This is a genomic window from Achromobacter animicus (assembly GCF_040775605.1).
Lineage (GTDB): Bacteria > Pseudomonadota > Gammaproteobacteria > Burkholderiales > Burkholderiaceae_B > Achromobacter > Achromobacter animicus.
Window position 1 is genome coordinate 2,477,733 of the sequence record NZ_JAYGJK010000001.1, and the last position, 15,592, is coordinate 2,493,324.

The 15,592-nt window shown below is 65.3% G+C and carries 11 protein-coding genes; 4 read left to right on the plus strand and 7 right to left on the minus strand.

The window, feature by feature from the left end; translation table 11 throughout:
* Nucleotide 1 precedes the first annotated feature (1 nt).
* The 4 genes from AB3147_RS11145 to AB3147_RS11160 form a co-directional block, all read right to left on the minus strand.
* Nucleotides 2-2,068 (minus strand): M3 family metallopeptidase, encoded by a 2,067-nt coding sequence (locus tag AB3147_RS11145; protein ID WP_175126080.1) that lies wholly within the window; start codon nucleotides 2,066-2,068, stop codon nucleotides 2-4.
* A 239-nt stretch (nucleotides 2,069-2,307) separates the two neighbouring features.
* Nucleotides 2,308-3,159: a bifunctional methylenetetrahydrofolate dehydrogenase/methenyltetrahydrofolate cyclohydrolase FolD gene (folD, locus tag AB3147_RS11150; RefSeq protein ID WP_175126081.1), complete on the minus strand. Its 852-nt coding sequence runs from the start codon at nucleotides 3,157-3,159 to the stop codon at nucleotides 2,308-2,310.
* Nucleotides 3,156-3,782, minus strand: coding sequence for a response regulator transcription factor (locus AB3147_RS11155; RefSeq protein ID WP_056570132.1), 627 nt, complete (start codon nucleotides 3,780-3,782; stop codon nucleotides 3,156-3,158). The genes folD and AB3147_RS11155 overlap by 4 nt, the downstream gene beginning before the upstream one ends.
* Nucleotides 3,779-5,533, minus strand: a complete 1,755-nt coding sequence (locus tag AB3147_RS11160; RefSeq protein ID WP_105238467.1) for a PAS domain-containing sensor histidine kinase — start codon at nucleotides 5,531-5,533, stop codon at nucleotides 3,779-3,781. Before AB3147_RS11160 ends, AB3147_RS11155 begins: the two co-directional genes overlap by 4 nt.
* Nucleotides 5,534-5,885: 352 nt before the next feature.
* Here AB3147_RS11160 and aceE point away from each other — a divergent pair, with 352 nt between their 5' ends.
* Genes aceE through lpdA form a run of 3 tightly spaced genes read left to right on the plus strand, consistent with a single transcriptional unit; the run spans nucleotide 5,886 to nucleotide 12,098 of the window.
* Nucleotides 5,886-8,594 carry a pyruvate dehydrogenase (acetyl-transferring), homodimeric type gene (aceE, locus tag AB3147_RS11165; RefSeq protein ID WP_367351959.1) on the plus strand — a complete coding sequence of 903 codons (2,709 nt, stop codon included), beginning with the start codon at nucleotides 5,886-5,888 and terminating at the stop codon, nucleotides 8,592-8,594.
* A gap of 12 nt (nucleotides 8,595-8,606) precedes the next feature.
* Nucleotides 8,607-10,286: a dihydrolipoyllysine-residue acetyltransferase gene (aceF, locus tag AB3147_RS11170; RefSeq protein ID WP_367351960.1), complete on the plus strand. Its 1,680-nt coding sequence runs from the start codon at nucleotides 8,607-8,609 to the stop codon at nucleotides 10,284-10,286.
* Nucleotides 10,287-10,298: 12 nt separating this feature from the next.
* Nucleotides 10,299-12,098: a dihydrolipoyl dehydrogenase gene (gene lpdA, locus AB3147_RS11175; RefSeq protein WP_367351961.1), complete on the plus strand. Its 1,800-nt coding sequence runs from the start codon at nucleotides 10,299-10,301 to the stop codon at nucleotides 12,096-12,098.
* Nucleotides 12,099-12,303: 205 nt separating this feature from the next.
* Here the strand turns inward: lpdA and AB3147_RS11180 are convergent, their stop codons facing one another.
* On the minus strand, nucleotides 12,304-13,491 hold the full coding sequence (locus AB3147_RS11180) for an MFS transporter (RefSeq protein ID WP_367351962.1): 1,188 nt from the start codon (nucleotides 13,489-13,491) through the stop codon (nucleotides 12,304-12,306).
* Nucleotides 13,492-13,600: 109 nt separating this feature from the next.
* On the opposite strand from AB3147_RS11180, the gene AB3147_RS11185 reads away from it, so the two are divergent.
* Entirely contained in the window at nucleotides 13,601-14,104 is a 504-nt protein-coding gene (locus tag AB3147_RS11185) for a MarR family winged helix-turn-helix transcriptional regulator (RefSeq protein WP_367351963.1), read from the plus strand.
* A 175-nt stretch (nucleotides 14,105-14,279) separates the two neighbouring features.
* On the opposite strand, the gene AB3147_RS11190 is transcribed toward AB3147_RS11185, so the two are convergent.
* Nucleotides 14,280-14,474, minus strand: a complete 195-nt coding sequence (locus AB3147_RS11190) for a putative motility protein (RefSeq protein ID WP_056316520.1) — start codon at nucleotides 14,472-14,474, stop codon at nucleotides 14,280-14,282.
* A 203-nt stretch (nucleotides 14,475-14,677) separates the two neighbouring features.
* On the minus strand, nucleotides 14,678-15,580 hold the full coding sequence (locus AB3147_RS11195; RefSeq protein WP_367351964.1) for a hypothetical protein: 903 nt from the start codon (nucleotides 15,578-15,580) through the stop codon (nucleotides 14,678-14,680).
* Nucleotides 15,581-15,592: the final 12 nt, after the last annotated feature.

Below are 15,592 nucleotides of genomic sequence, written 5' to 3' on the forward strand. Positions count from 1 at the left end.
ATCAGCTCGCCGTCATCCCGCTATGGCGCAGCAGCGCATCAATACGCGGCGCGCGGCCGCGGAATGCGGCGAACGATTCGGCCGCCGGGCGCGAGCCGCCCACGGCCAGCACTTCGCGGCGGAAGCGCGCACCCGTCTCCGGATCCAGCGTGCCCAGCGCGTTGCCGGCCTGCCTGGCGGCGGCTTCCTCAAAGGCTTCGTAGGCATCCGCCGACAGCACTTCGGCCCACTTGTAGCTGTAATAGCCCGCGCCGTAGCCGCCCGCGAACAGGTGCGAGAAGGCGTGCGGCAGGCGATGCCATTCGGGCGGGAACAGCACGGCAACTTCCTTGCGCACTTCCTGCAACAGCGCCAGCACCTCGGAAATCGACGCGCCCTTGCTGCGATCGTGCATCAGCATGTCGAACAGCGCGAATTCAATCTGGCGCACAGTCTGCATGCCGCTTTGATAATTGCGGGCGGCGACCAGGCGGTCGTAGAGCGCGCGCGGCAGCGGCTCGCCGGTGTCCACGTGCGCCGACAGCTTCTGCACCACGGCCCATTCCCAGCAGAAGTTCTCCATGAACTGCGAGGGCAGTTCGATGGCGTCCCATTCCACGCTGGCAAACGCCGCGGCGCCGGGCTCGTCGACTTCGGACAGCAGCGCGTGCAGCGCGTGGCCGGTTTCGTGGAAGAGGGTGATGACGTCGTCGTGCGTCAGCACGGCCGGACGGTCGCCGTTGGGACGCGAGAAATTGCAGGTCAGGTACGCGATCGGCGTCTGCACCTTGCCGGCCACGACGCGGCGCGTGCGCTCGCTGTCGACCCAGGCGCCGTTCTGCTTGCCGGCGCGCGCGTACAGGTCCAGGTACAGGTGGCCGATCAGCGCGCCTTCGGGGCTTTCGACCCGCACGCCGCGGACGTCGCCGTGCCAGGACGATACGGGCGTTTCGGTCAGGCGTACGCCAAACAACGTCTGGATGACGTCAAACAGGCCCGCCAGCACGCGCGGTTCGGTGAAGTATTGCTTCACCTCGTCTTCGGAATACGCGTAGCGCGATTCACGCAGGCGTTCCGAGGCGTAGGCCACGTCCCAGGGCTGCAGGCTGTCCAGCCCCAGCTCGCCGGTGGCGTAGGCGGTGAGTTCCGCCAGATCCCGCTGCGCGTACGGCTTGGCGCGGGCGGCCAGGTCGCGCAGGAACACGGTGACTTCCTTGGCGTCGCGGGCCATGCGCGTCTGCAGACGCAGCGCAGCGAAGGTGCCCAGACCCAGCAGGCCCGATTCCTCGGCGCGGAGCGCCAGCAGTTCTTCGATCAGCGGGGAGTTGTCGAACTTGGCGTCGCCCTGTTCGGACGCGACCGTGCCGTAGCCGCGATACAGCGCCTCGCGCAGCGAGCGGTCCTTCGCGTACTGCATGACGGGCAGGTAGCAGGGCATCTTCAGCGTGAGCTTCCAGCCGGCCTTGCCGTCTTCCTCGGCCGCGGCGCGGGCGGCGGCAATCACGTCCGCCGGAACGCCGGCCAGGCGGCTTTCGTCTTCAACGATCAGCGACCACGCATCGATGGAATCCAGCACGTTTTCAGAAAACTTCTGCGACGCCTGGGCCTCGCGGTCGGAAATCGCGGCATAGCGTTCGCGGTCGGCGCCTTGCAGTTCGACGCCGCTCAGGCGGAAATCGCGCAAGGCCATTTCGACGATGCGGCGGCGCACCGGCGGCCAGGACGCGAAGTCGGGTGCGGCAGCCAGCCGCTGGTATTGCTTGTACAGGCCTTCGTGCAGGCCGACCCAGGTCGAAAACTCGGTGACCAGCGGCAGGGCGGCGTTATAGGCTTCGCGCAGTTCGGGCGTGTTGACCACGGCATTCAGGTGGCCAGCCACCGACCAGGCGCGCCACAGGCGCTCGGACGCGGTGTCCAGGGGCTCGGCCACGGCTTCCCAGGTGGGCGCGAGCGCGGGGTCGGCGGCGTGGTCGACGGCCTTGCGGGCAATGCCCAGCAGTTCCTCGACGGCGGGCACGATGTGCGCGGGTTTGACGGCCGCGTAATCGACCAGTTCGGACACGGGAGCGAGCAGGGGGTTCTGGGTCATGGTGTTACCGGCTTATGAGTGGCAGGCGGCGCGTCAGGCGCGCCGGCGAAGGCGATAAGGATCAAGTGAGGGCGATCGGCCTGAACGCAAGGCCTGACCAAGGGGATGGCGCCATGCCCGGCGGCGCCGAGGATCGGATGGTGTTCGTCACCAATTCGCGGCAGGTGTCTGACACCCCTGAGGCACCCGTCCAAGCTGAAGTGCATCTCACACGGGTGTCAGACACCGAGGTCTACGCTTTACCCGGCAGCGCGTTCGGCCGCTTCGACCGTATTGACCAGCAGCATGGCGATGGTCATCGGACCCACGCCGCCCGGCACGGGCGTGATCGCGCCGGCCACTTCCTTGGCGGAAGCAAAGTCCACGTCGCCGCACAGCTTGCCGTCGGCGCCGCGGTTGATGCCCACGTCGATGACGACGGCGCCGGGCTTGATCATCGAACCGTCGATCATGCCGGGCTTGCCGGTGGCGACGACCAGCACGTCGGCGCGGCGGGTCTGGGCCGCCAGGTCGCGCGTCTTGGAGTTGCAGATCGTGATGGTGGCGCCGGCCTGCAGCAGCAGCATGGCCATGGGCTTGCCCACGATGTTGCTGGCGCCGACGATGACGGCCTCAGCGCCGCGCAGCGTCACGCCTTCCGATTCCAGCATCTTCATCACGCCGTACGGCGTGCAGGGACGGAACAGCGGCTGCCCGGTCATGAGCAGGCCCGCGTTGCTGATATGGAAGCCGTCAACGTCCTTCTCGGCCGCGATGGCCTCGATGACCTTGTGGGCATCCATGTGCTTGGGCAGGGGCAACTGCACCAGAATGCCGTGGATGCTGGGATCCTGGTTCAGCACGTCGATGCGGGCCAGCAGTTCGGCCTCGGTCATCTCGGCCGGGTATTGCTCTTTCACGGAATGCAGTCCGGCCTTTTCGCAGGCCGCGACCTTGTTGCGCACATACACCTGCGAGGCGGGGTCCGCGCCGACCAGCACGACGGCCAGGCCGGGGCGGGTGCCTTTTTCGGCCAGGGCCGAAACACGCTGGGCGACTTCTTCGCGAATGCGCTGCGAAAGGGCCGCGCCGTCAATAATCCTTGCGGTCATGCGTGTGCCTCGGGTTTGGCCAGGGCCACTTTCATCAAATCTGCAACGGTGGTCACTTCAAGTTTTTCCATAATGTTGGCGCGGTGCGCCTCGACGGTCTTGATGCTGATGCCCAGGTCGTCGGCGATCTGCTTGTTCAAGCGGCCGGCGACGATGCGCTCCAGCACCTGTTGCTCGCGCGCGGTCAGGCGGGCCAGCATGGCTTCGTGGTCCTTCTGGGCCTGGTGCTTGCTCACGCGCTGCGTGGCCTGCTCCAGCATGCGCGCCACGATTTCGCGCAGGTCGGATTCGTTGAACGGTTTTTCCAGGAAGTCGACGGCGCCTTTCTTCATGGTGGACACCGCCATGGGGACGTCGCCGTGGCCCGTGATGAACACGATGGGCAGCGGCGCGTTGCGGATGATGAGCTGTTCCTGCAGCTCCAGGCCGCTCATGCCGGGCATGCGCACGTCGGCGATCAGCACGCCGATCTGGCTGGCGTCGTAGTCTTCCAGGAAGGACTCGCCGCTGGCGTAGGCGCGAACGCGGTATCCATTGGCTTCCAGCAGCCAGCGCAGCGAATCGCGGACCGCTTCGTCGTCATCGACAATGAATACCGTGCTCGACAGGTGGGGCGTGTTCATGCGTGCAACTCCTCGGACTGATCGTTCTGGGCCTGCGTCTGGGTCGCAGCGCAGGGCAGGGTGAAGCGGAAGATAGTACCGCCGGCGGGATTGGGGTCAGCCCACAGGCGGCCGTGATGCGATTCGATAATGGTACGGCAGATGTTCAGCCCCATGCCCAGGCCCTGCGACTTGGTGCTGAAGAACGGTTCGAACAGGCGCTCGGGTTCGGCCAGGCCGTGACCGCGGTCCACCACGGCCACCTCGATATGCTGCTCGTGAAGAATTACGGCAACCTTAAGCTCGTCGGACTCGCTCTTTTCCATGGCTTCCAGTCCGTTCTTGAGCAGGTTCAGCAACACCTGTTCGATCAGGATGGGGTCGGCCAGGACGTCAGGCGCGTTGGACGGCACGAAGCTGTCGATGCGGATACGGCGCTTGCGGGCGTCGATTTCGGCAAAGCCGATGGCGTTGTCGACGATGCGGCCGATGGCGACGCGCTGGCGGCGCGGCTCGCTGCGCTTCACGAATTCGCGGATGCGGCTGATGATCTTGCCGGCGCGCTCGGCTTGGGACGCGGCCTTTTCCAGCGCGGGCAGCAGCATGTTGGGACTGGTGTGGCCGGCCTTGACCAGCGCCACCGCGCCCATGCTGTAGTTGGCGATGGCCGTCAGCGGCTGGTTCAGTTCATGCGCCAGCGACGAGGCCATTTCGCCCATCGTGGTCAGGCGGCTGGTGAGCTGAATCTTTTCCTGCTGCACGCGCGACGCTTCCTCGTGGCCGCGGCGCTCGGTGATGTCGCGCGCCACCTGCATACGCACGCGGCGGCCGTCCGTCCAGGCCAGCATGCGGTGGTGCACTTCAAACCAGCGCTGCACCGACGGCGCAAAGACCTCGACCGATTCGTCGGTGAAGCGGCCGCGGCGGCCGGCCAGCAGTTCGTCGTGGCCACCCGTCTGCGCGCCGAACACGCGGCGGTACGTGCGGTTGGCGAACAGCAGTTCCAGGCCGTCGTGGGTGTCGGCCGTGACCGAGATGGCGTCGTCCAGGCCTTCCAGCACGGTCATGAAGCGCTCGTGCGCGGCGGTCAGGGCCTCGCGGATGCGCTTGGGCTCGGTGATGTCCGTCATGGACGTCATCCAGCCGATCTGGTTGCCGTTGGGGTCCAGCAACGGGGACACATACATGCGCGCCGTAAAGCGCGAGCCGTCGCGCCGCTGCGCCTCGACTTCCAGGCCGCTGCTGGGGGTCTTGCCCGACATCAGCACGTCCAGCGTGTGCTGGTGTTGTTCGTGGCGGCCCGGCACCCAATAGGGGAAAGGCGGGCTGCGGCCGATCAGGTCGGCCTCGTTCCAGCCGATCATCCGGCAGAAGGCGGGGTTCACGTAGGCGATGCGGCCTTCCATGTCGAGCACGCGCATGCCCGTGGACATGGAGTTTTCCATGGCGCGCCGGAAACCTGTTTCGGCAATGAGCGCGGCCTCGGCGGTGGACCGGAAGCGGGTGTAGCGCCACAGCATGAGCAGGCTGATGACGATGACGCAGGACAGCGCCAGCACGACCCAGATCAGGCGTTGCTGACGCAGCTCCTGGTCTATCGTGACAAACATGACGCTGTCGTCATGGATGCGCTGCAGCCAGAAGAACACCGCCATCACACAGATATAGAGGATCAGCACCATGGCGGGCGTGACCCAGTACACCCCGCGCCGCCGGGTGCGGGCGTGGTCGTGGAAAGGCGTGGGTATGTTGGACTTGGGCGCGCTGGACATGGAATTCGGGGCCGGTAGACCGCGCATTTTAGTGCGTGTTGGGAGGGAATTGCCGGGAATCAAGTCCACCATTCGGCCTAGACCGTAAAAAGTATGGCGTTCAGCGATTCAGCTTCCGTTCAACTTTCCGCATTATGAAATGCCGTACCGCAACATGAAATTTTCCTTGCGACCGGTTAATCTTCTTTCTTAGAATGCCGCCTGACAGGAAACCCGCCCCTGGCAGGTCCTTTGAACACCCCGACCCCATGCATTGCATGGTAGCCCGGATGATCCCGGCTACCATGCAATGTCCGCGAGTAGATCAATAAGCGGGTGTGTGGTCACGACGAACCCCAACAGGAGACACACGATGTCCTCTAACGCCCAGGCTGGCGCCGTACAGGCCGCCAACGACGAAGACACCCTTGAAACCCAGGAGTGGCTCGAAGCCCTGGCAGCCGTCCTTGATCGCGAAGGACCGCAGCGCGCCCATTACCTGCTGGAACGCCTGATCGACGAAGCCCGTCGCTCCGGCGCTCACATCCCGTTCTCGCCCAATACCGCTTACGTCAATACGATTCCCCCCGGCCTGGAGCCGGCGCACCCGGGCAACCTGGAACTGGAAACGCGCATCCGCTCGTACGTGCGCTGGAACGCCATGGCCATGGTGGTCAAGGCCAACAAGCACAACCCGCCCGATGGCGGCGACCTGGGCGGCCACATCGCGTCGTTCGCCTCGCTGGCCACCATGATCGGCTGCGGCCAGAACCACTTCTGGCACGCCGAAGACGAAGGCCACGGCGGCGACCTGGTCTACTTCCAGGGCCACACCTCGCCCGGCATGTACGGCCGCGCCTACCTTGAAGGCCGCCTGACCGAAGACCAGCTGAACCACTTCCGCCAGGAAGTGGACGGCAAGGGCCTGTCCTCGTACCCGCATCCGAAGCTGATGCCGGACTTCTGGCAGTTCCCGACGGTGTCGATGGGCCTGGGCCCGCTGATGGCCATCTACCAAGCCCGCTTCCTGAAGTACCTGCACGCCCGCGGCATCGCCGACACCAGCAACCGCAAGGTCTGGGTGTTCTGCGGCGACGGCGAAATGGACGAACCCGAGTCGCTGGGCGCCATCGCTCTCGCGGCCCGCGAAAAGCTCGACAACCTGATCTTCGTCATCAACTGCAACCTGCAGCGCCTGGACGGCCCGGTGCGCGGCAACGGCAAGATCATCCAGGAACTGGAAGGCGACTTCCGCGGTTCGGGCTGGAACGTCATCAAGCTGATCTGGGGCGGCTATTGGGATCCGCTGCTCGCGCACGACAAGGAAGGCATCCTGCGCCAGATCATGGAAGAAACCGTCGACGGCGAGTACCAGGCGTACAAGGCCAACGACGGCAAGTTCGTCCGCGAACATTTCTTTGGCAAGCACCCCAAGCTGCTGGAAGCCGTGTCGCGCATGAGCGACGAGGACATCTGGCGCCTGAACCGTGGCGGCCATGATCCCCACAAGGTGTACGCGGCCTTCAAGTCGGCCACCGACCACACCGGCCAGCCGACCGTCATCCTGGCCAAGACCATCAAGGGCTACGGCATGGGCCACGTCGGCCAGGCCAAGAACCCGACCCACCAGCAAAAGAAGCTGGAACTGGATTCCATCCGCGAATTCCGCGACCGCTTCGGCATCCCGATCCCGGACGACAAGCTGGCCGATCTGCCGTACTTCAAGCCGGCCGAAGATTCGCCCGAAATGAAGTACCTGCACGAGCGCCGCGCCGCGCTGGGCGGCTACCTGCCGCGCCGCCGCGCTAAGGCCGACGAGCAACTGAAGGCCCCCGCGCTGGACGCCTTCAAGGCCGTGCTGGAACCCACCGCGGAAGGCCGCGAAATCTCGACCACCCAAGCCTTCGTGCGCATCCTGAACCAGGTGCTGCGCGACAAGGAACTGGGTCCGCGCGTCGTGCCGATCCTGGCCGACGAATCGCGCACCTTCGGCATGGAAGGCCTGTTCCGCCAGATCGGCATCTACGCGCCGGAAGGCCAGAAGTACACCCCGGTCGACAAGGACCAGGTCATGTACTACAAGGAAGCGGCCGACGGCCAGCTTCTGCAGGAAGGCATCAACGAAGCGGGCGCGATGAGCTCGTGGATTGCGGCGGCCACGTCGTACTCCTCGAACAACCGCATCATGATCCCGTTCTTCATCTACTACTCGATGTTCGGGTTCCAGCGTATCGGCGACCTGGCCTGGGCCGCCGGCGACATGCAGGCGCGCGGCTTCCTGCTGGGCGGCACTGCCGGCCGCACGACGCTGAACGGCGAAGGCCTGCAGCACGAAGACGGCCACAGCCACATCCTGGCCTCGACCATCCCGAACTGCGTGTCGTACGACCCGACGTTCGGCCATGAACTCGCCGTGATCATCCAGCACGGTCTGAAGCGCATGGTGGAAGACCAGGAAAACGTCTACTACTACCTGACGGTGATGAACGAAAACTACCCGCAGCCCGGTCTGACCCAGGGCGACGAGGAAGGCATCATCAAGGGCATGTACAAGCTCAAGTCGCACGGCAAGGGCAAGAACCGCGTGCAGCTCATGGGTTCGGGCACCATCCTGCGCGAAGTCATGGCCGCCCAGGAACTGCTGGCTGCCGACTGGGATGTCGCTTCCGACCTCTGGAGCGTCACCAGCTTCACCGAGCTGCGCCGCAACGGCCTGGACGCCGAACGCCACAACATGCTGCACCCCGACGAGAAGAAGCCGCAGGTCGCTTACGTCACGGAACAGCTGGCCAAGACGGAAGGCCCGATCATCGCGTCGACCGACTACATGAAGCTCTTTGCGGACCAGATCCGTCCGTTCGTGCCCAAGGGCCGCGAATACAAGGTGCTGGGCACCGATGGTTTCGGCCGCTCGGATTTCCGCGCCAAGCTGCGCGAGCACTTCGAAGTGGATCGCCACTTCGTCGTCGTCGCCGCCCTGCGGGCGCTGGCCGACGAAGGCAAGGTGCCGGTTGCCAAGGTGGCCGAAGCCATCAAGAAGTACGGCATCAATCCGAACAAAGCCAACCCGCAATACGCCTGAGGGTAAAGAGACATGAGCAACATCGTGCAAATCAAGGTTCCCGACATCGGCGACTTCAAGGAAGTGGAAGTCATTGAAGTGCTGGTTGCCGTGGGCGACACGATCAAGGCGGAACAAAGCCTGATCACGGTCGAATCCGACAAGGCCTCGATGGAAATCCCCGCGTCGCGAGGCGGCGTGGTCAAGTCCATCGCCGTGAAGGTCGGCGACAAGGTCGCCGAAGGCGCGGTCGTGCTGGAAGTGGAAGCGGCCGACGCTGGCGCCGCCAAGGAAGAGGCCCCCAAGGCTGAATCCAAACCGGCCGCCAAGGAAGAACCCAAGCAGGCCGCCGCCGCCGCGCTCAAGGCCGAGGCCTCGGCGCCCGCGCCGGCTGCCTCCAGCGGCCCGGTCGAGATCGAAGTGCCGGACATCGGCGACTTCAAGGAAGTCGAAGTCATCGAAGTCATGGTCGCGGTCGGCGACACCATCAAGGCCGAGCAAAGCCTGATCACCGTCGAGTCCGACAAGGCCTCGATGGAGATCCCGGCCTCGCAAGGCGGCGTGGTCAAGGAAGTGAAGGTCAAGGTTGGCGACAAGGTCGCCAAGGGCTCGATCGTGGTAGTGGTGGAAGGCGGCGCGCAAGCCGCTGCCGCCCCGGCCGCGAAGTCCGAAGCTGCGCCGGCCCCGGCTGCCAAGCCGGAAGCCAAGGCAGAATCGGCGCCCGCGCAGGCCGCCGCGCCCGCCTCGCGTCCGGCCCCCGCCGCCGCGCTGGAAGACGCCAACCTCAAGCCCGGCCAGCTGCCCCACGCGTCGCCGTCCGTGCGCAAGTTTGCGCGCGAACTGGGCGTGAACCTGTCCAAGGTCAAGGGCACGGGTCCCAAGGAACGCATTACCGCCGACGACGTGCGCGGTTTCGTCAAGCAGGCCCTGTCGGCTGCGCCGGCGGCCGCTGCTGCCGGCGGTTCGGCCGATGGCGCGGCGCTGGGCCTCTTGCCGTGGCCGAAGGTCGACTTCACCAAGTTCGGCCCGATCGAAGCCAAGCCGCTGTCGCGCATCAAGAAGATCTCGGGCGCGAACCTGCACCGCAACTGGGTCATGATCCCGCACGTCACCAACAACGACGAAGCGGACATCACCGACCTGGAAGCGCTGCGCGTCACGCTGAACAAGGAAAACGAGAAGTCGGGCATCAAGGTCACGATGCTGGCCTTCCTGATCAAGGCCGTGGTTGCGGCCCTGAAGAAATTCCCCGAGTTCAACGCCTCGCTGGACGGCGACAACCTGGTGCTCAAGCAGTACTACCACATCGGCTTTGCCGCCGACACGCCCAACGGGCTGGTGGTGCCGGTGATCCGGGATGCCGACAAGAAGGGCATCCTGCAGATCGCCCAGGAAATGACCGACCTGTCCAAGAAGGCGCGCGACGGCAAGATCTCGCCCGCCGAAATGCAGGGCGGCTGCTTCTCGATCTCGTCGCTCGGCGGCATCGGCGGCACCTCGTTCACGCCCATCATCAACGCGCCTGAAGTCGCGATCCTGGGTGTGTCGCGCTCGTCGCACAAGCCTGTGTGGGACGGCAAGCAATTCGTGCCGCGCCTGATCGTGCCGCTGTCGCTGTCCTACGACCACCGCGTCATCGACGGCGCCGCGGCCGCGCGCTTCAACGCCTATCTGGGTGCGCTGCTGGCCGACTTCCGCCGCATCGCGCTGTAAACGGGGAGCCCTATGAGCAATACCGTTCAAATCAAAGTGCCGGACATCGGCGACTTCAAGGAAGTGGAAGTCATCGAAGTGCTGGTTGCGGTGGGCGACACGATCAAGGCGGAACAGAGCCTGATCACCGTTGAATCCGACAAGGCCTCGATGGAAATCCCCGCGTCGCAAGGCGGCGTGGTCAAGTCCATCGCCGTGAAGGTCGGCGACAAGGTTGCTGAAGGCGCGGTCGTGCTGGAAGTGGAAGCTGCCTCGGGTGCTGACGCTGGCGCCGCCAAGGAAGCGGCTCCCAAAGCTGGGTCCAATGCCGATCCCAAGCCGGCTGCCAAGTCTGAAGCGCCCAAGGCCGAAGCGGCCAAGGCCGCCGCGCCTGCCGCCGCCACCTACAGCGGTTCGGCCGATGGCGAATACGACATGCTGGTGCTGGGCGCGGGCCCCGGCGGCTACTCCGCCGCCTTCCGCGCCGCCGACCTGGGCCTGTCCGTGGTCCTGGTCGAACGCTACAGCACGCTGGGCGGCGTCTGCCTGAACGTGGGCTGCATCCCGTCCAAGGCGCTGCTGCACAACGCCGCCATCATCGACGAAGCCCGCGAACTGGCTGCCCACGGCATCAGTTTCGGCGAGCCCAAGATCGACCTGGACAAGCTGCGCGGCTACAAGGACAGCGTGGTCGCCAAGCTGACCGGCGGCCTGGCCGGCATGGCCAAGGCGCGCAAGGTCACTGTGGTGACGGGCGTGGGAGAGTTCGCCGACGCCAACCACCTGACCGTCAAGGGCGCCGACGGCAAGACCCAGACCCTGCGTTTCAAGCAGGCCATCATCGCCGCCGGCAGCCAGTCGGTGAAACTGCCGTTCCTGCCCCAGGACGAGCGCATCGTGGACTCCACCGGCGCCTTGCTGCTGCGTGAAGTGCCCAAGAAGATGCTGATCATTGGCGGCGGCATCATCGGCCTGGAAATGGGCACGGTGTACTCCACGCTGGGCGCGCGCCTGGACGTCGTGGAAATGCTGGACGGCCTGATGCAGGGCGCCGACCGCGATCTGGTCAAGGTGTGGCAGAAGAAGAACGCCTACCGCTTCGACAACATCATGTTGAAGACCAAGACGGTGGGCGCCGAAGCCAAGAAGGACGGCATCTACGTCACCTTCGAAGGCGAGGGCGCACCCAAGGAACCGCAACGCTACGACCTGGTGCTGCAAGCCGTCGGCCGCAGCCCCAACGGCAAGAAGATCGGCGCCGACAAGGCGGGCATCGCCGTGACCGACCGCGGTTTCATCGAGGTCGATCGCCAGATGCGCACCAACGTGCCGCACATCTACGCTATCGGCGACATCGTCGGCCAACCCATGCTCGCCCACAAGGCCGTGCATGAAGGCCACGTCGCCGCCGAAGCCGCCGCCGGCCAGAAGTCCTTCTTCGACGCACGCGTCATCCCGTCGGTGGCCTACACCGATCCGGAAGTGGCGTGGGTCGGCCTGACCGAAGAAGAAGCCAAGAAGCAGGGCATCAAGATCGAGAAGGGCGTGTTCCCGTGGGCAGCCTCGGGCCGCGCCATCGCCAACGGCCGCGACGAGGGCTTCACCAAGCTCATCTTCGACGCCGAAACGCATCGCATCCTGGGCGGCAGCATCGTGGGCACCCATGCCGGCGACCTGATCAGCGAACTGGCGCTGGCCGTGGAAATGGGCGCCGACGTCGTCGACATCGCCAAGACCATCCACCCGCACCCGACGCTGGGTGAATCGGTGGGCATGGCCGCGGAAGTCGCCGAAGGTGTTTGCACCGACTTGCCGCCGATGAAGAAGAAGTAACGCGCCGCGGCTTGCTGCGGTTGCAGTAAAAGCGCCGTCCCTTTTTGAGGGGGCGGCGCTTTTTTATGCGCGGGCGTTGTGGATGTGTGCGCTGTTTGCCCAGGCGTTTCTTATGCGAGGGCTGTCTGTGCAGACGCTGTACGTGCCAGCGCTGTGCGTAGGTTGTTTGCTGGGGCCTTTGTTTGGGCAGTGCAGGGGCGCGTGATCAGGCGTCGATTCGCCGGTACGACGCGGGCGAAAACCGCAGGGCCAGCGCCAGCAGCATGACTGCGCCGCCCAGCATCACGATCCAGGCCTCGGTCAGGCTGGAAAACCGGTCGCGCAGGATGCCCGCCAGCAATGGCATGAAGCTCGCAATCAAGTAGCCGCCGCCTTGCACGAACGCCGCCAGCATGCCCGCTTGTGCCGGATCGTCCAGGTGGTCCATCGCCACGATCAGCGACAACGGAAACAGCGCGCCGATTCCGATGCCGAGCAGCAGGCACGCCAGCAGCGCCAACTTGAGCGGGGCAAGGATCAGGCATGTCAGTCCGCAGATCAGAATGGTCAGCACGGCGGCCAGCGGCTTGCGGCGATCCGGAAAGCGGCCGATCCACGCCGACACGGCCAGACCCGCCATCACCTCGGCAAGCGTCAGGCCGCCCAGCAGAAAACCGGCGGCGGAAGGGTCCCACCCGAGACCGGTGTAGAACGGCGGCAGCCACGCCAGCACCAGCGTGTAGGCGCCGGTGCCGATGCCAAAGAACAGCATCAGCTCCCACGCCCGCAGATTGCGCCAGAAGCTGCGTGGTGCCGTGCGAGCCATGCGGTGCCGGGGCGATGACGCGTCGGCGCGATCTTGCGCTGCGTTGAGCCACAGCGGCAGCGCCAGCAGCGCGGGCACGCTCCAGAACGCCAATGCGGCGGGCCACCCCAAGCTACCCGCAAGCCCCGCAGCGCTGGCCGCCGCGACGGCCGCGCCCGCCATGATGCCGGTGGTGTACAAGCCAAACACGCGTCCCATGTCATGCGCGAAATTGCGCTTGATAAAGGCGGGCAGCAAGGTTTGCACCAGGGCAATGCCGACGCCCGCCAACACCGCCGTCAATAGCAACCCGTAGGTCTGCGTCCCGACATAGCGCGCGGCGCAAGCAAGGGCCACCAGCGCCACGCCCAGTGCAATCCCGGTGCGTTCATTCAGGTATTTGTTGAGGCGCCCGCCCGCGAGCGCGCAGATCCCCATGACGAACACGGGCAACGTCGTCAGCAGGCTGGCCTGCGTATTGGTCGCGCCGGTGGCCCCCTGGATCATGTCCAGCAACGGCCCGATGGCGGCCAGGGCGGGCCGCAGATTCAACGCCACGGCCACGATGGCGACGATGGCAAACAAGGGGCGCAACCTCACGCGCGTCATGGATATCTCGACATCAAGTTATTTGATGTCGAAGTATATAGACCGGGCGGTGGGTTCGGCAACGGGATATCATGGCTGCCAATGTAAATAGCTTCATGTAGAGGCAACCATGAATGACCGTGCACGGCGCGCGCAGGAAGAGTGGCAGCGCGAACGTCCTGACATCGACGCCAACGTGATGGCGCTCGTCGGGCGACTGCTGCAAGCCACGCATCTGCTGGAGCGCAACTGGTTCCTGCCGCTGGCCGCGCAGTTCGAATTGCACCAAGGCGAGTTCGACGTCATCGCCACGTTGAGGCGGTCAGGCAATCCGTACGCCATGACACCCACTGATCTGCACGAGGGCCTGATGCTGTCATCAGGCGCGATGACGAGCCGGCTGGATCGCCTCGAACGCAAAGGCCTCATCGAACGTGTGCCGTCTCCGAACGACCGGCGCAGCACGCTGGTGCGGCTTACGCCAGCGGGCCTGGCGCTCATCGACAAGCTGCTGCCGCTGCATGTGACGAATGAACAGCAGGCCCTGGCTGCATTGACGCAAAAGGAACAGGCGCAACTGGATGGATTGCTGGCGAAGCTGATTGTGGGGTTGGAGCGTAAGCCGGCGGATTGAGCGGGCGGCGGCTCCGGCGCAGGCGTCGCAAGCCATGCAGAGGCCGGCATCCCTCGCGCGGTGCGCGTCGCAGATGTTGTCCTGACCCGACGATCAGCCGTCCAATTGAAAAAGCCGCCCGTGGGCGGCTTATCTGCCTTGATTCCGTTGCGGCCGGTCGCCGCGCGGTTTGAATTCAGGCGTGGGTGTTGATGCGCGAACCCAGCGTGCCGTCGATTGCCAGCACCGGCAGCGATTGCAGCAGCGTGGCGACCGAGTCGGCTTGCGCGTTGATCGCCTTCTTCGTCACCGATGCCTGCACTTCCATCATGAGGTTCGCGTCGCGCAAGGCCAGGGCGGAATTGACGGTGTTGTTGACGGAAGCATCCATGGTCTAGGTGTCCTGGTGATGTGAGGCCGGATTAATGGCGGAAGCAAGTCGCATTATGGGGCACGCCAATCGAATGATGCAAAACATTTCGCAATGATCGTGGACGGCAGTGCATTGTGGCGTGGGTTCGTGGCGGGCATGTGACAGGCGCGGCGTCTTGCGTCGGCGCTGTTCGGCGATGGACACACTCACCGTGAGGCGCACTAGGGCTGCGCGGGACATTCCTTCACTTTGCCCCACCCCTGATTCGGTTCGCAATATTGCTTGCGTGCGGCCCATGCGCATTCGGGGCGCTCAAAGAAACCGAGTTCCGCGCACTGCGCGAGTTCTTCATCGAGCTTGGCGACCCATGCCATCGGATCCGGCGCGGGAATTTCGGTGATGCGCAGCGTTGATTGCGGCGCGGCGGGTTCGTTGGAGGACGCTGCTGGTGTCGAGCGCTCCAGCCCGGTCGAGGAGGCCACCGGTGCAGCGCGAGATGACACGGCAGGGGCGGGCACAGAGGGCGTGGATGTGCCTGGTTCCGTTTCAGCCGTTGCGGGCGATGCGTCGGTCCGATCCGCTCCAATCGGTGTCCCAGACGACGAGCCCGCAGCCGGCGATGCCGATCCAGAACCTGTTGCTTCGTGCCCGCGATCGGAAGATGGCGTGCCCGCCTTGTCCGACTCTGGCGTCACGGAAGGCAGCGGCGTCAACGGCACGCGCACCGGGCTTGCGGATGTCGCGCCCGATGGTGCAATGTTGGGGGAATTCCACGACACCACGAGGAGCACCAGTGCGCCATAGATGGCCAGCGTGTAGATCACGGTCATCGTCGCGCGGCCCACATTGCGGCGCGTTATGGGTTCGCCGTCCTCGCGGCCGAACAGGCTGCGCCAGCCGACCAGCGCCGCGCCCGGCGCCGAGATCAGCCACCAGCACAGGCGCTTGAACCAGCCCGGCTCCTGACGCGGTAGCGACGCCTGTACCTGCGCAGCCAGAAGCTCGCGCAGGGCGCGGTTTTCTTCGCGCAGGCGCAGGGTCTGCGTGTCTCCCGACCCCTGGTCATCTTGATCCGGAGTGCCGTCGTGCTGCGTAGCGAGGGGATCGGGAGGCGTGGCGGTCATGTCGTGAAAGAT

Excerpts from the sequence above, each read along its gene's own strand:
- AB3147_RS11145 (WP_175126080.1), bottom strand. The coding sequence starts at position 2,068 with ATGACCCAGAACCCCCTGCTCGCTCCCGTGTCCGAACTGGTCGATTAC.
- folD (WP_175126081.1), bottom strand. The coding sequence starts at position 3,159 with ATGACCGCAAGGATTATTGACGGCGCGGCCCTTTCGCAGCGCATTCGC.
- AB3147_RS11155 (WP_056570132.1), bottom strand. The coding sequence starts at position 3,782 with ATGAACACGCCCCACCTGTCGAGCACGGTATTCATTGTCGATGACGAC.
- AB3147_RS11160 (WP_105238467.1), bottom strand. The coding sequence starts at position 5,533 with ATGTCCAGCGCGCCCAAGTCCAACATACCCACGCCTTTCCACGACCAC.
- aceE (WP_367351959.1), top strand. The coding sequence starts at position 5,886 with ATGTCCTCTAACGCCCAGGCTGGCGCCGTACAGGCCGCCAACGACGAA.
- aceF (WP_367351960.1), top strand. The coding sequence starts at position 8,607 with ATGAGCAACATCGTGCAAATCAAGGTTCCCGACATCGGCGACTTCAAG.
- lpdA (WP_367351961.1), top strand. The coding sequence starts at position 10,299 with ATGAGCAATACCGTTCAAATCAAAGTGCCGGACATCGGCGACTTCAAG.
- AB3147_RS11180 (WP_367351962.1), bottom strand. The coding sequence starts at position 13,491 with ATGACGCGCGTGAGGTTGCGCCCCTTGTTTGCCATCGTCGCCATCGTG.
- AB3147_RS11185 (WP_367351963.1), top strand. The coding sequence starts at position 13,601 with ATGAATGACCGTGCACGGCGCGCGCAGGAAGAGTGGCAGCGCGAACGT.
- AB3147_RS11190 (WP_056316520.1), bottom strand. The coding sequence starts at position 14,474 with ATGGATGCTTCCGTCAACAACACCGTCAATTCCGCCCTGGCCTTGCGC.
- AB3147_RS11195 (WP_367351964.1), bottom strand. The coding sequence starts at position 15,580 with ATGACCGCCACGCCTCCCGATCCCCTCGCTACGCAGCACGACGGCACT.